This window comes from Streptomyces muensis (assembly GCF_021474425.1).
Classification (GTDB): Bacteria; Actinomycetota; Actinomycetes; order Streptomycetales; family Streptomycetaceae; genus Streptomyces; species Streptomyces muensis.
In genome coordinates this window covers 1-13676 of record NZ_JAKEIP010000221.1, presented here as the reverse complement: position 1 = coordinate 13676, position 13676 = coordinate 1, and the positions used below count along the sequence as shown (strand labels likewise).

Below are 13676 nucleotides of genomic sequence, written 5' to 3'. Positions count from 1 at the left end.
GCGCCGGACGCCGGGGCGAGCGGTCCCAGGACGCTAGGCCGGACGCGAACGTAGGGGCGGAGAGCGGACGGAGGGCGGACGCGTACACGAGGCCGGACACGGGAACGGACGCAAACGCCGGACCAGTCGCGTGGCCAGACGCGGGATGCGAGGGCGGGGCGCTGATGCCGGGGCGGGCGCCGACGCGGGGGCAGGGGCGCGGATGCCGGGACGAGCGCAAGACGCCGGGGCGAGCGCCGGACGCGGACGCACGGGCCGTCCCAGGACGCAAGGCCGGACGCGGAGGCAGGGGGCGGACGGAGGACAGACGCGGACGCGAGGCCGGACACGAGAACGGACGCAAACGCCGGGCCGGACGCGAGGCCGGACTCAGGATGCGAGGCCGGATGCAGGATGCGAGGCCGGATGCAGGAGCGGACGCAGACCCGGAGCGGCACGCGGGGGCGGACGCAGACCCGGAGCGGCACGCGGGGGCGGACGCAGACCCGGAGCGGCACGCAGGGGCGGACGCAGACGCCGGGCGGGACGCGGGGTCGGACGCGGAGCGGGATGCTGGGCAGGGGGCCGGACGACGCAAAGGCCGGGTCGGGCTTTTCAGCCCGGCCCGGCCTTTTCAGCCCGTCCGGCGTTTGAGGACGAGGCCCGGAGGGCCGATGCGGGGGTCTGGGGGTGCAGCCCCCAGGGACGGCCACCCAGCCGACACCAGCCCTTCAGCCGACACCCGCTTCCGAACCGCTACTTCTTGGACTTCGCGGCCTTGGGCGTCACCAGCCGGCTGCCACTCCAGTCCTTGCCGACGCTGACACTCTTGGACGCCGACAGCCCCGCCGTGGTCGCGGCTTCAGAGATGTCGCTCGGCTCCACGTAGCCGTCACGGCCGGTCTTCGGCGTCAGCAACAGGATCGCGCCGCCCTCTTCGATGTACGTGGTGGCATCCACCAGCGCATCCGTCAGGTCGCCGTCCTCGTCGCGGAACCACAGCACCGCGGCATCGGCAACGTCGTCGTAGTCCTCGTCCACGAGTTCTGTGCCGGTGACTGACTCAATGGCCTCGCGGAGTTCCTGGTCTACGTCGTCGTCGTAGCCGATCTCCTGGACCACCTGCTCGGGCTGGAACCCCAGCCTCTCGGCAAGGGTCCGCTCCTCCGCGTGGTCCGCGGTCGCGCTCACGGGTTGCCTCCTGATCATGTCTTGGGAAATAACTCAGCCACGCGCGTGCGCGAAGCATTGGCCGTAGTCCACACGGGCGGGGCGGATCGCGCAAGTACCCGGCCGTTCAGACCGCCGAAACGGTGACGATCGTGAACGTGTCACCGCAACTCCAGGCACGCCCTCATCGTCTCAGGGTGACGCGCACCACACCAATCTGCCCCCTTTGTGCGTTTGGGAACCATACGTTGCGGCTCCACCGTTGACCAGGAAACGGTTACCTCGCAGTAGAGATGACGTTTGGCCCCCCGAGGTACACGATGGGGAGCGGTGCAGACGCCCAGAAACCCCCGAAACACAGCCCTCTGACAGGTAAGGACCAGCGTGGCTTCCGGATCCGATCGCAACCCGATCATCATTGGCGGCCTTCCGAGTCAGGTTCCTGACTTCGATCCCGAGGAAACCCAGGAGTGGCTCGACTCCCTCGACGCCGCCGTGGACGAGCGCGGCCGGGAGCGGGCCCGCTATCTGATGCTGCGACTGATCGAGCGGGCCCGCGAGAAGCGTGTCGCCGTGCCCGAGATGCGCAGCACGGACTACGTCAACACGATCGCCACCAAGGACGAGCCGTTCTTCCCGGGCAACGAGGAGATCGAGCGCAAGATCCTCAACGCCACCCGGTGGAACGCCGCGGTGATGGTGTCCAGGGCCCAGCGTCCCGGCATCGGCGTCGGCGGTCACATCGCCACCTTCGCGTCCTCCGCCTCGCTCTACGACGTGGGCTTCAACCACTTCTTCCGGGGCAAGGACGAGGGCGACGGCGGCGACCAGGTCTTCTTCCAGGGCCACGCCTCGCCGGGCATCTACGCCCGCGCCTTCCTGCTGGACCGCCTCAGCGAGCAGAACCTGGACGCGTTCCGCCAGGAGAAGTCGAAGGCGCGGTACGGCCTGTCGAGTTACCCGCACCCCCGGTCGATGCCGGACTTCTGGGAGTTCCCGACGGTGTCGATGGGCCTCGGCCCGATCGGCGCGATCTACCAGGCGCGGATGAACCGCTACATGGAGGCGCGCGGCATCGCGGACACCTCCAAGTCGCAGGTGTGGGCGTTCCTCGGTGACGGCGAGATGGACGAGCCGGAGTCGCTGGGCCAGCTCTCCATCGCCGCGCGCGAGGGCCTGGACAACCTCACCTTCGTCGTGAACTGCAACCTGCAGCGCCTCGACGGCCCGGTGCGGGGCAACGGCAAGGTCATCCAGGAGCTGGAGTCGATCTTCCGCGGCGCCGGCTGGAACGTGATCAAGCTGATCTGGGATCGCACCTGGGACCCGCTGCTCGCGCAGGACCGCGACGGCATCCTGGTCAACCGGATGAACACCACGCCGGACGGCCAGTTCCAGACGTACGCCACCGAGACCGGCGGCTATATCCGCGACCACTTCTTCGGTGACGACCAGCGGCTGCGCGCGATGGTCGAGGACCTGACCGACGACCAGATCCTGCACCTGGGCCGCGGCGGTCACGACCACAAGAAGATCTTCGCGGCGTTCTCCGCGGCCAAGGCGCACAAGGGCCAGCCGACGGTGATCCTGGCCAAGACGATCAAGGGCTGGACGCTCGGTCCCAACTTCGAGGGCCGCAACGCCACGCACCAGATGAAGAAGCTGACGGTCGACGACCTCAAGCGCTTCCGCGACCGGCTGCACCTGCCGATCGCCGACAAGGACCTGGAGAGCGGGGTGCCGCCGTACTACCACCCGGGGCGGGACTCCGAGGAGATCCAGTACATGCACGACCGCCGCAAGGGGCTCGGCGGTTACGTCCCGACGCGTGTCGTGCGCTCCAAGCCGCTGCCACTGCCGGGCGACAAGACGTACGCGACCGTGAAGAAGGGCACGGGCCAGCAGTCCATCGCGACGACCATGGCCTTTGTCCGGCTCCTCAAGGACCTCATGCGGGACAAGGAGATCGGCAAGCGGTTCGTGCTGATCGCGCCGGACGAGTACCGCACGTTCGGCATGGACTCGTTCTTCCCGAGTGCGAAGATCTACAACCCGCTCGGCCAGCAGTACGAGTCGGTCGACCGCGAACTGCTGCTGGCGTACAAGGAGTCCCCGCAGGGCCAGATGCTGCACGACGGCATCTCGGAGGCCGGCTGCACCGCCTCCCTCATCGCGGCGGGTTCGGCGTACGCCACGCACGGCGAGCCGCTGATCCCGGTCTACGTCTTCTACTCGATGTTCGGTTTCCAGCGCACCGGCGATCAGTTCTGGCAGATGGCCGACCAGTTGGCGCGCGGTTTCGTGCTGGGGGCGACCGCCGGCCGTACGACGCTGACCGGTGAGGGCCTGCAGCACGCGGACGGCCACTCGCAGCTGCTCGCCTCGACGAACCCGGGCTGTGTCGCGTACGACCCGGCGTACGCGTACGAGATCGCGCACATCGTGCAGGACGGTCTGCGGCGGATGTACGGGAGTTCCGAGGACCACCCGCACGGCGAGGACGTCTTCTACTACCTCACCGTCTACAACGAGCCGATCCAGCACCCGGCCGAGCCGGAGAACGTCGACGTCGAGGGCATCCTCAGGGGCGTCCACCGGCTGAGCGAGGGAGCCTCCGGCGCCATCCCGGCGCAGATCATGGCGTCCGGCGTGGCCGTGCCCTGGGCGGTCGAGGCGCAGAAGATCCTCGCCGAGGAGTGGAACGTCAAGGCCGACGTGTGGTCGGCGACCTCGTGGAACGAGCTGCGGCGTGAGGCCGTGGAGTGCGAGGAGCACAACCTGCTGCACCCGGAGGAGGAGCAGCGGGTGCCGTGGGTGACGCGGAAGCTGAGCGGGGCCGAGGGGCCGTTCGTGGCCGTGTCCGACTGGATGCGATCGGTTCCGGACCAGATCGCGCGCTGGGTGCCCGGGACGTACCAGTCGCTCGGCGCGGACGGCTTCGGCTTCGCCGACACCCGTGGGGCGGCCCGGCGCTTCTTCCACATCGACGCGCAGTCGATCGTGGTGGCGGTGCTGACCGAGCTGGCGAAGGAGGGGAAGGTGGACCGGTCCGTGCTGAAGCAGGCGATCGACCGGTACCAGCTGCTCGACGCGTCGGCGGCGGACCCGGGGGCGGCCGGGGGCGACGCGTAGGGTCGTCCGGCGTCCGTCAACCGCTCGATGGGGTGGTGTGCCCGTGGGTGACCTGCGGGCACACCACCCCTTCACATTTCCTACGATGCGGCCATGAAGCGAGTCGTGGCACAAGCGCGTTGGGAACGGCATACCCAGCGACCCCTTTTCGGTCTGGCCCTGGTGTTCGCCGTGGCCTATGCGGTGCCGATCGTCCATCCCGACGCGAGCGCCTCGGTGGTGGAGGTGTGCCTCGCGGTGGAGTGGGTGGTGTGGGGCGCGTTCGCGCTGGACTACGTCGTCCGGCTCGTACTCGCCGAGCGGCGCCGGGAGTTCGTACGGACGCACTGGCTCGACCTGTGCGCGGTGCTGCTGCCGTTGGTGCAGCCGCTGCGGTTGCTGCGGCTCGTTTCGACGCTGCTTTTGGTGGGGCAGCGGGCGCGGATGGCCTCGCAGATTCGGTTGACCACGTATGTCGCCGGGGCGGTGGTGGGGCTGCTGATGTTCGGGTCGCTGGCCGTGCTGTCGGTTGAGCGGGACTCGCCGGACGGGAACATCAAGACGCTGGGTGACGCGGTGTGGTGGTCCTTCACGACGATGACGACCGTGGGGTACGGGGATCACGCGCCGACCACGGGGGTGGGGCGGATGCTCGCGGTGGGGCTGATGCTGTCCGGGATCGCACTGCTGGGTGTGGTGACGGCGAACATCGCCGCGTGGTTCATAGCGCGGTTCGAGAAGGACGACGTGGAGGAGCGGCGGCAGACGGAGGCGATTCGACTGCTGACGGAGGAGGTCCGCGCCCTCCGCGCGGAGGTTGCTTCGCTGACGGGGGCGGGGGTGCCGGGGCAGGTCGGCAAGGAACAGGTCCGTTAGGGGGTGGCCCGGCGTTGAGGTGCGCCTGGGGTGGGTCACGCAGCCCGGCGCTCACGGGGCACCGCCCTCTTTGGGTCGGGAGCCGCCCCAGCGGCACGACTGCCCGCAGCTTGGGCGAGCCGGCTGGCCGCCGCGGGCTGAGCGACGTGGACCGGCGCAGGGCAGCAGACTGGGCGGACCCGTCCGGGCACCCGCAGCTTGGGCCGCTCGCGCTGCCGCAAGCCGAGCGGCGTGCACTGGCGCGGGGCGAGTGGGTTGAGTGGATGGGCCGACCTGGCCGGATGGCTGGCGGGGCCGCGGCCGACCTCAGGGGCGCGGGGAACTGCGCGATCGGCCACGTACTGCCCGCAGCCGCCGTCGAAGCCGAAGCCCCGAGCCCCAAGGCGTCAGAACAGCCCCGCAGCCGCCCGTCGAAGCCGAAGCCCCCAGCCCCAGGGCGTTGACGCCCGTCGAAGCCGAAGCCCCCAGCCCCAGGGCGTTGACGCCCGTCGAAGCCGAAGTCCTGGCTCCCAGGGCGTCAGAACAGGCCCGTGCCCGGCGTCATCGTGCCTGTCAGCCAGATGATCGCCAGCAGGGTGTCGATCGCGCCCAGGACGACGGCGATCAACGCCGGGACGGGGCGGGCTCCTGACCAGGTTCGGTTCATGGCCAGCCAGCCGCACACGATCGCCACCGGGCCGAGGATGATGCCCAGTACGAAGAATCCGGCGACCGCGCAGACGGCTCCGATGATCCCCAGGGTCGCGCGATCCGGCCCGGTCCGTGACCACGTCCGGCCACGTGAGCGGGGGTGCCTGCGCGTGCCGTGTCCGAAGCCCGCCATAGTCAACTCCCTGATCCGGCGTTCGACTTGGCGAGTACCCACGGTGCGCTTCTCATGCCTGCGCGTCCGGGCCGCGGCGCGCTGACCCCCTCCGGCAGCGCGCCGCAGGCCCTGGCTTGACCCACTGTGACCTGCGGCGCATGCCGGATGGGAGGGATCTTCGGGGTTGTCACCCTGATAGGGGAACTCCCCTGTCCGACCCCTCCGTTCGCGTCAGATGTGCGCCGCCCCCGCGCCCGCCTCCGCGTTCTCCCCCCGCTTGGTGAGGAAGGCCACGAAGACCGCGACGACCGCGACACCCGCGGCGACCAGGGACGCCAGGCTCATGCCCGAGATGAACGTGTCACGCGCCACGTCCGTGATCTTCGCGGCGACGGCCTCCGGCGTGCCCGGGGCCAGCGGTGCCACGCCGACCTGGACCGCCTCCGAGGCCTGGGCCTCCTGCGCGGCGGTCAGCGGCGGCAGCCCCGCGGACGTCCAGTTGCCGGCGAGGTCGCTGTCGACCTTGGAGGCCATGACGGCACCCAGCACGGCCGTACCCAGGCTGCCGCCGATCTGCATCGCGGCCTGCTGGAGACCGCCGGCCACACCGGACAGCTCCATAGGCGCGTTGCCGACGATGACCTCCGTGGCGCCGACCATGACCGGCGCGAGGCCGAGGCCGAGCAGGGCGAACCAGAGGGACATGACGGCGCTGCCGGTGTCCGTGTCCAGCGTGGACATGCCGTACATGGCGATGGCGGTGAGCGCCATGCCGCCCGCCAGCGGGACCCGTGGGCCGAGCTTGGTGATCATCGCGCCCGCGAGCGGCGAGCCGACGATCATCATGCCGGTGAGCGGGAGCAGGTGCAGACCGGCCTCGATGGGGCTCATGTCGTGGACGTTCTGCAGGTAGAACGTCACGAAGAACAGGCCGCCCATGAACGCGATGGCCATCAGCACCATCAGCACCACGCCCGCCGACAGCGGGATCGAGCGGAAGAGGGCGAGGGGGATCAGCGGCTCCCGCACCTTGGTCTCCCAGAAGGCGAAGAGCGCGAAGCCCACCACCGACCCGGCTATGAACAGCCACGTCTTGCCGTCGCCCCAGCCCCACTCGGGCGCCTTGATCAGCGCCCAGACCAGGCAGAACATGGCGGCCGACAGCAGGGCGATGCCCAGGATGTCGAAGGAGCGCGGGGCGTTCTCGGCACGGTGGTCGAGCAGGATCAGCAGGCCGAGGACGAGGGCGAGGATGCCGACCGGCACGTTGATGAAGAACACCGACTGCCAGTTGACGTGCTCGACGAGGACACCGCCGAGGATCGGGCCGCCGGCGGTGGAGGCGCCGATGACCATGCCCCAGATGCCGATGGCCATGTTGAGCTTCTCGGCCGGGAAGGTCGCCCGCAGCAGGCCGAGCGCGGCCGGCATCAACAGCGCGCCGAACAGGCCCTGGAGGACACGGAAGACGACGACCGCCGCGATGCTGCCGGACAGGCCGATCGCACCGGAGGCGGCGGCGAAGCCCACGACGCCGATCAGGAAGGTCTGGCGGTGCCCGAAGCGATCACCGAGCTTGCCCGCGGTGATCAGGGAGACCGCGAGGGCGAGGAAGTAGGCGTTGGTGATCCACTGGAGTTCGGAGAGGCTGGCCTTCAGATCATCGCCGATGGCCGGGTTGGCGATGGCCACGATGGTGCCGTCGAGGGCCACCATCATGACCCCGACCGCGACGGTGATGAGGGTGAACCAAGGGTGGCCGCGCAGCCCCTTGGCCGGCGTCTCATCCGACGGGGCTACTGGTGCCCGGTCCCCCGGCCCCGTCGTCTTGATGGTGGTCTGACTAGTCATGCGTTCGAGGCTAATGACAGCCACTGACAATTGACAAACCAATTCACAAGTCGGTAACTGACACCTATGGAAACACTGCGCGAACGCAAGAAGCAGCGCACCCGGGAAGCACTGCTGCGTACCGCGCTGGAGCTCTTCACCACCGAGGGGTACGAGCGCACCACCGTCGACGACATCGCGGAGGCCGTCGATGTGTCGCAGCGCACATTTTTCCGTTACTTCGCCGGCAAGGAGGAGGCGGCCCTCGCCCTGATGGAGGTGACGGTGGCGCACTTCCTGCAGTCGGTGCGCGAGCGCCCGCCGCACGAGGCCCCGATGGAGGCGCTGCGGCAGGCGGTGGTGGAGGGCTGGGACACGCTCAACGACGTGATCGAGGCCATCGCGCCGGTCGAGCTGTATCTGCGCATGTGCCGGATGGTCGAGTCGACGCCCGCCCTGCTCGCCGCCCATCTGCGCCGATCGGTCGAGGTGGAGGAGGAGATGGCGGCCATCCTCGCCGAGCGTGAGGGCGTCGACATGGACACGGATCCGCGGCCACGGCTGGCGGTGGCCGTCTTCGGTGGTGTGATGCGGCTGACAGAGCGTCAGTGGAGCGTCGGGGAGGACTTCAGTCTCGACGCCATGCGGGCACTGACCGTCTCATATCTCGAACAGGTCGGCCCGGCACTCAGCGAGAGCTGGCGAACACACTGAGGTCACCGGCGTGTTGAACGCCACCTTGACCGAAACGTGATACCCGTCACTTGGTTAACGCGAGACCCTGCCGTTCTCCTAGTGTGTCCTCCCAGTGACTTCCTTCGACACGTCTCCGCAACTCAGCGTCTGGCGCGCTCTGCTCGCACTGGCCGTGGTGTTCGTGATGCTGGCGACCACGGGCTGGACCGCCCTGCGCCACCACCGCACCGCCTCCCCTCTCCAGGCCTCGCTCAGCGCCTGGGAGGACGGCAGCGTCGCCGGACACCGGCTGCCGACCGCGGCCTCCTCCCCCACACGGCTCGCCCGGTTCTTCGCCTCGCTCACCGACCCCCAGCGCATCGACCTCGTACGCCGCTATCCGCTCGCGATCGGCAACATGAACGGCGCTCCCGTCGACCTGCGCTACCGCGCCAACCGCCTCGCCCTCCAGGAGGCGCGCGAGGTCGAGCGCAAACGCATGTACGACAAGAAGCTCACGCCCGACGGGCAGCGCGAGGCGGGCCGCCGTATGCACCGCTTCGAGTCGATGATGCAGACGAACCGGAACATCCTCGCCTTCGACCCCGAGGGCTCGGGGCGGGCCGCCGAGGTGTTCGGCGACCTGACCAGGGCCGAGCGGATCTCGGTCGTCGTCCCCGGCGTCGACACCGACCTGCTCACCTTCCAGCGCACCAGCCGCAAGTACTCCGCGCCGGTCGGCATGGCCCAGTCCCTGTACGCCGCCGAGCGCGAGGCCAGCCCGTCGACGCGTACGGCCGTGATCGCCTGGGCCGACTACACGGCGCCGAGCGGGCTCGGCATCGACTCGGCCACGGCGATGCGGGCCGCGAGCGGGGCCGTACGGCTGGAGGCGCTGGTGCGGGGCCTGCCCGGTGCCTCGCCGGTCTCCCTCTTCTGCCACAGCTACGGCTCGGTGCTGTGCGGGATCGCAGCGCCCACGCTGCCGGACCGGGTGGCCGACATAGCGGTGGCCGGCAGCCCCGGCATGCGGGTCTCGAAGGCCTCCCATCTGCGTACGTCCGCGCATGTGTGGGCGATGCGGGACGCCGACGACTGGGTGCAGGACGTGCCGTATCTCGAGGTCGGCGGGCTGGGACACGGGGAGGACCCGGTGTCGTCGGTGTTCGGCGCGCGGGTGCTGTCGGCGCGGGAGGCCAAGGGGCACGGCGGCTATTTCGAGCCGGGCACGGACAGCGTGGCGAACTTCGCCGAGATCGGGGTTGGCGCGTACCGCTCGGTGCGGTGCGCGGACGATGCCGAGGCCTGTCGGGCGGGTTTGTCCGACACGGCGTCGGCCGGACGCGCGTAGAAGCGCAGGAATAGCGGTGTGCGCGGGGTGGCGACGGAGGAGCACGTGCCGCATACGATGAGCCGCATGGGTGACGTACTGGCCGGATTTCATGCCGCCTGGGAGTTCGAGTCCGACTCCGTGCTCATCCGCTACGAACGAGGCATTCGAACACCCAAGCTCTTCCAGGCGCTCGGGGAACGCCGAGTGCCTCTCGAGGCGATCGGCGGGGTGACGCTGACGCCGGGCAGGCGCGGGACCGTGGTGCTGCGCCTGGAGCTGCGGCCCGGCGCGGATCCGTTGATGGAGGCGGCGGCAGGGCAGCTGAAGGAGGGCGGCGACCCGTATCGGCTGGTGCTGCCGGCCGAACGCGAGACGCTGGCCGAGTACTACGCCGACGAGCTGCGGGCGGAGCTGAAGGAGTCGGGGCCGGCCGAGGAGTTCCTCGTCGGGGCTCCCGAGGTGCCGTTGCAGTTCAAGGCGTACGACGCGAAGGCGTCCTTCGACGGGCAGACGGTGCGCTTCCGGTGGTTCTGGACCGGTGCGTCCTCGGCGAAGTGGAAGGCGGGGGACCAGAGCTTCTCCGTCGCCGAGTTGAGCGGGGTCGAGTGGCGGTCGCCCGAGGTCTTCGAGGGGTATCTGCGGTTGCTCCGACGGGACGGCGTGGACGGGCGGCCCGTGCCCGAGCAGGTCGATCACGATCCGGCCGCGGTGGTGTTCGGGCTGGGGTACGGGCCGGTGCACGAGTCGTTGCCGTTCGCCGCGGCGGTGTTGTCCGCGGTGCGCTCCGCGGGGGCGGCGACTGTCCCGGCGGCGGGGGTGCCGCGCCGGGACCCTGCGGATATCGCCGAGCGGATTCGGCATCTCGGGGAGTTGCATCAGGCGGGGTTGGTGACGGATGAGGAGTTCTCCGTCAAGAAGGCCGAGTTGTTGGCGCAGCTTTAGCGCGCAGCGATTGCCGGGTTCGGTTGGGGGGCGGGTGCGGGTCCGTTGTGGCTGGTCGCGCCCACGCGGCGGAGCCGCATATCGACACAGCCCCGCGCCCCTAAAGGACAAAAGACCTCTACTCGCGGCCCGCTGATGCGAACCGCATGTCCGCGTACCTGTCTCCTGCCACCTGTGCTGCGATCGGCTCCAGGAGCTTCATGTCCTCCTCGCCCAGGACGATTCGGGTCGCGCCCGCGTTCTCCTCCACTCGGGTCGGCTTGCGGGTGCCCGGGATCGGGATGACTGGGAGGTCGTGCACCGCTGCCTGCTGCTGTACCCAGGCCAGCGCGATCTGGCCCGGCGTGGACCCGTGTGCCTCGGCGACCTTGCGGATCGGGTCCAGGAGAATGACGTTCGCCTTCGCGTTCTCACCCGTGAAACGAGGCTGCTGGCGGCGGAAGTCGTCCGTCGTCAGGTCCTCGGCCTTGGCGAAGGAGCCGGTGAGGAAGCCGCGGCCCAGCGGGGAGTACGGGACGAGGGCGACGCCCAGGTCGCGGGCGGTCGGGACCACGTTGGCCTCGATGTCGCGGCTGAACAGGGACCACTCCGACTGCACGGCTGCGATGGGGTGGACGGCCTGCGCGGCCCGCAGTTCCCCGCCCGTCACCTCGCTCAGGCCCAGGTACTTGACCTTGCCCTCGCGGACCAGGTCTGCCATCACGGCGACCGTCTCCTCGATGGGGACGGTCACGTCGCGGCGGTGCATGTAGTAGAGGTCGATGACATCGACGTCCAGGCGGCGCAGGCTCGCCTCCACGGCCTGGCGTATGTAGGGCGCGTCGTTGCGGATGACCCGGCGTGTCGGGTCGTCCGGCGGGATCGCCAGAGCGAACTTCGTGGCGATGACGACCTCGTCCCGGTGTGCCTTGAAGAACGGCGACAGGAACTTCTCGTTCTCGCCCGCCCCGTAGGCGTCCGCCGTGTCGTACAGCGTGACACCCAGTTCCAGGGCCCGTTCCAGGGTCGCCCTCGACTCGTTCGCGTCCGAGGGGCCGTACGCGAAGCTCATGCCCATGCAGCCGAGGCCCTGGACGCCGACCTCGGGGCCCGTCGCGCCGAGTCGTGCCGTCGCGATCCTGCTGTCCGTCATCCGGCCTTCTCCACCTTCTCCGTGTTGCCCGTGTTGGCCGTCTTGCCCATCTTGTCCTGCTCGTACAGACGCCCCGCGTCCGCGTAGAAACTGATCTTCCGGTCGAGTACGGCGAGCGTGTCCTGGAGCTCGGCGATCCGGGCGAGGACGTCGCGGCGGGTCGTCTCCAGCAGCTCGAAGCGCTCGCCGAACGTGTGGTCGCCCTCGCGCACCAGTTCCGCGTACCGGACCATGTCCGCGACCGGCATGCCGGTGAGCCGCAGCTTGCCGACGAGGTCGAGCCAGTCCAGGTCACGGTTGCTGTAGCGGCGCTGGCCGGTGTGCGAGCGGTCGATGTGCGGCATGAGGCCGATCCGCTCGTACCAGCGCAGGGTGTGGGCCGTCAGACCGGTGAAGGCGACGACCTCGCTGATCGTGTAGCTGTCCTGGCCTTCCGGCCGCCGGTGCGGGTGCGGCGGGGCGGCGCAGCTGTCGGTCCTGGTACTCGTGGTCTCCATCACCGTCATGCGCTCAACGCTATGACCTTGGAGTGCGCTCCAAGCAAGCGGAAACGGTAAGAAAACCACGGGACATGGCGTGATCGCCGTGGTTAGCGTGCGGGACATGAGTCTCGTACGCCGTGCCACGCCCGAGGACGCGGAGGAAGTGCTGCGTCTGCGCCAGGTGATGATCGACGCGCTGCCCGGCGGAGACAGCTCGACGGACTGGCACACGGACTCCCTGCCGGTCCTGCGCGGGAAGCTGGGCGAGGCGGACGGGGACTTCGCGGCGTTCGTGGTCGATCACCCGGACCGGCCGGGGGCGCTGGCGGCACTGGTCGTCGGGACGATCGACTACCGGATCGGGAAGGCGGGCAATCCGGGCGGGCTGACCGGGTACGTCTTCAGCGTCGCCACCGACCCCGAGGCCCGGCGGCGCGGGTACGCGCGCGCGTGCATGGACGAGCTGCTGGTGTGGTTCCGGGAGCGGGGCGCCGGGCAGGTCATGCTCACCGCGTCCGCCGAGGCCGAGCCGCTCTACGCCGCCATGGGCTTCGTCCACAAGCCGGACCCCACGATGATTCTGAAGCTCTGAGCGGCTTAGGCTCGTGGGCATGTCCTTGCAGAGCCTCGCGCTGATCGAAGAATGGCCGGTCCCCACCGCGGCGGCGGGTGTCGTACGAGCCGACGGCACCGTCCTGGGGACCCACGGCCCTGTAGGGCATCGCTTTCCTCTCGCCTCGGTCACCAAGCCGCTCGCCGCGTATGCCGTGCTCGTCGCGTACGAGGAGGGGGCGGTCGAGCTCGACGAGCCGGCCGGGCCTGCCGGAGCGACCGTGCGGCATCTGCTGGCGCACACCTCGGGGCTGGCCTTCGACGAGCACCGGGTGACGGCACCGCCCGGGGAGCGGCGGCTGTACTCCAACGCCGGGTTCGAGCAGCTCGGGGACCACGTCGCCAAGGCGACGGACATTCCGTTCGCGGAGTATCTGCGGCAGGCGGTGCTGGAGCCGCTGGGCATGACGGCCACCTCGCTGGAGGGCTCACCGGCGAAGGACGGGGTGTCGACGGTCGAGGACCTGCTGCGGTTCGCGGCGGAGGTGCAGGCGCCGCGCCTGCTGGACCCGCGGACGGTCGCCGAGGCGATGACCGTGCAGTACCCGGGGACGAAGGGCGTGCTGCCGGGGTACGGGCACCAGAACCCGAACGACTGGGGGCTCGGCTTCGAGATCCGGGACGGCAAGTCGCCGCACTGGACGGGCGCCTCGTCCTCGCCGCGCACCTTCGGGCACTTCGGGCAGTCGGGGACGTTCCTGTGGATCGACCCGGACGCGGGGTGGGCGG

12 protein-coding genes and 1 pseudogene are annotated in these 13676 nt (G+C 69.8%); 8 read left to right on the top strand and 5 right to left on the bottom strand.

The window, feature by feature from the left end; genetic code table 11:
* Nucleotides 1-735 precede the first annotated feature (735 nt).
* Nucleotides 736-1170: a DUF3052 domain-containing protein gene (locus L0P92_RS34085; protein ID WP_190068584.1), complete on the bottom strand. Its 435-nt coding sequence runs from the start codon at nt 1168-1170 to the stop codon at nt 736-738.
* A gap of 363 nt (nt 1171-1533) precedes the next feature.
* Between L0P92_RS34085 and aceE the strand changes: the two genes are divergently transcribed.
* Together aceE and L0P92_RS34075 are read left to right on the top strand one after the other, a co-directional pair.
* Nucleotides 1534-4281, top strand: a complete 2748-nt coding sequence (gene aceE / locus L0P92_RS34080) for a pyruvate dehydrogenase (acetyl-transferring), homodimeric type (protein WP_234766918.1) — start codon at nt 1534-1536, stop codon at nt 4279-4281.
* 93 nt (nt 4282-4374) lie between these two features.
* Complete coding sequence (locus L0P92_RS34075) at nt 4375-5136, top strand: potassium channel family protein (protein WP_234766917.1); 762 nt, start codon at nt 4375-4377, stop codon at nt 5134-5136.
* A gap of 517 nt (nt 5137-5653) precedes the next feature.
* Here the strand turns inward: L0P92_RS34075 and L0P92_RS34070 are convergent.
* Both L0P92_RS34070 and L0P92_RS34065 read right to left on the bottom strand, forming a co-directional pair.
* Nucleotides 5654-5959, bottom strand: a complete 306-nt coding sequence (locus tag L0P92_RS34070) for a small hydrophobic protein (RefSeq protein WP_234766920.1) — start codon at nt 5957-5959, stop codon at nt 5654-5656.
* Between the two features lie 213 nt (nt 5960-6172).
* Nucleotides 6173-7792: an MFS transporter gene (locus L0P92_RS34065; protein WP_234766916.1), complete on the bottom strand. Its 1620-nt coding sequence runs from the start codon at nt 7790-7792 to the stop codon at nt 6173-6175.
* Nucleotides 7793-7858: 66 nt separating this feature from the next.
* Here L0P92_RS34065 and L0P92_RS34060 point away from each other — a divergent pair, with 66 nt between their 5' ends.
* The 4 genes and pseudogenes from L0P92_RS34060 (at nt 7859) to L0P92_RS45810 (ending at nt 10721) form a co-directional block, all read left to right on the top strand.
* Complete coding sequence (locus L0P92_RS34060) at nt 7859-8485, top strand: TetR family transcriptional regulator (RefSeq protein ID WP_234766915.1); 627 nt, start codon at nt 7859-7861, stop codon at nt 8483-8485.
* A gap of 94 nt (nt 8486-8579) precedes the next feature.
* Nucleotides 8580-9797 carry an alpha/beta hydrolase gene (locus L0P92_RS34055; RefSeq protein WP_234766914.1) on the top strand — a complete coding sequence of 406 codons (1218 nt, stop codon included), beginning with the start codon at nt 8580-8582 and terminating at the stop codon, nt 9795-9797.
* Nucleotides 9798-9854: 57 nt separating this feature from the next.
* A pseudogene (locus L0P92_RS34050) lies at nt 9855-10487 on the top strand (DUF4429 domain-containing protein); the annotation flags it as partial.
* A gap of 57 nt (nt 10488-10544) precedes the next feature.
* The gene (locus L0P92_RS45810; protein WP_372497373.1) at nt 10545-10721 is read left to right on the top strand and encodes an SHOCT domain-containing protein; all 177 of its coding nucleotides are present in this window, start codon (nt 10545-10547) and stop codon (nt 10719-10721) included.
* A 118-nt stretch (nt 10722-10839) separates the two neighbouring features.
* On the opposite strand, the gene L0P92_RS34045 is transcribed toward L0P92_RS45810, so the two are convergent.
* Together L0P92_RS34045 and L0P92_RS34040 are read right to left on the bottom strand one after the other, a co-directional pair.
* Nucleotides 10840-11853, bottom strand: coding sequence for an aldo/keto reductase (locus tag L0P92_RS34045; protein WP_234766913.1), 1014 nt, complete (start codon nt 11851-11853; stop codon nt 10840-10842).
* Nucleotides 11850-12359, bottom strand: a complete 510-nt coding sequence (locus tag L0P92_RS34040) for a MerR family transcriptional regulator (protein ID WP_234766912.1) — start codon at nt 12357-12359, stop codon at nt 11850-11852. The genes L0P92_RS34045 and L0P92_RS34040 overlap by 4 nt, the downstream gene beginning before the upstream one ends.
* Nucleotides 12360-12456: 97 nt before the next feature.
* On the opposite strand from L0P92_RS34040, the gene L0P92_RS34035 reads away from it, so the two are divergent.
* Nucleotides 12457-12927, top strand: a complete 471-nt coding sequence (locus L0P92_RS34035; protein WP_234766911.1) for a GNAT family N-acetyltransferase — start codon at nt 12457-12459, stop codon at nt 12925-12927.
* 19 nt (nt 12928-12946) lie between these two features.
* Nucleotides 12947-13676, top strand: a 730-nt coding sequence (locus L0P92_RS34030; protein ID WP_234766910.1) for a serine hydrolase domain-containing protein, incomplete at its 3' end; no start/stop codon positions are given.

Excerpts from the sequence above, each read along its gene's own strand:
- L0P92_RS34075 (WP_234766917.1), top strand. The coding sequence starts at position 4,375 with ATGAAGCGAGTCGTGGCACAAGCGCGTTGGGAACGGCATACCCAGCGA.
- L0P92_RS34070 (WP_234766920.1), bottom strand. The coding sequence starts at position 5,959 with ATGGCGGGCTTCGGACACGGCACGCGCAGGCACCCCCGCTCACGTGGC.
- L0P92_RS34065 (WP_234766916.1), bottom strand. The coding sequence starts at position 7,792 with ATGACTAGTCAGACCACCATCAAGACGACGGGGCCGGGGGACCGGGCA.
- L0P92_RS34060 (WP_234766915.1), top strand. The coding sequence starts at position 7,859 with ATGGAAACACTGCGCGAACGCAAGAAGCAGCGCACCCGGGAAGCACTG.
- L0P92_RS34045 (WP_234766913.1), bottom strand. The coding sequence starts at position 11,853 with ATGACGGACAGCAGGATCGCGACGGCACGACTCGGCGCGACGGGCCCC.
- L0P92_RS34040 (WP_234766912.1), bottom strand. The coding sequence starts at position 12,359 with ATGACGGTGATGGAGACCACGAGTACCAGGACCGACAGCTGCGCCGCC.
- L0P92_RS34035 (WP_234766911.1), top strand. The coding sequence starts at position 12,457 with ATGAGTCTCGTACGCCGTGCCACGCCCGAGGACGCGGAGGAAGTGCTG.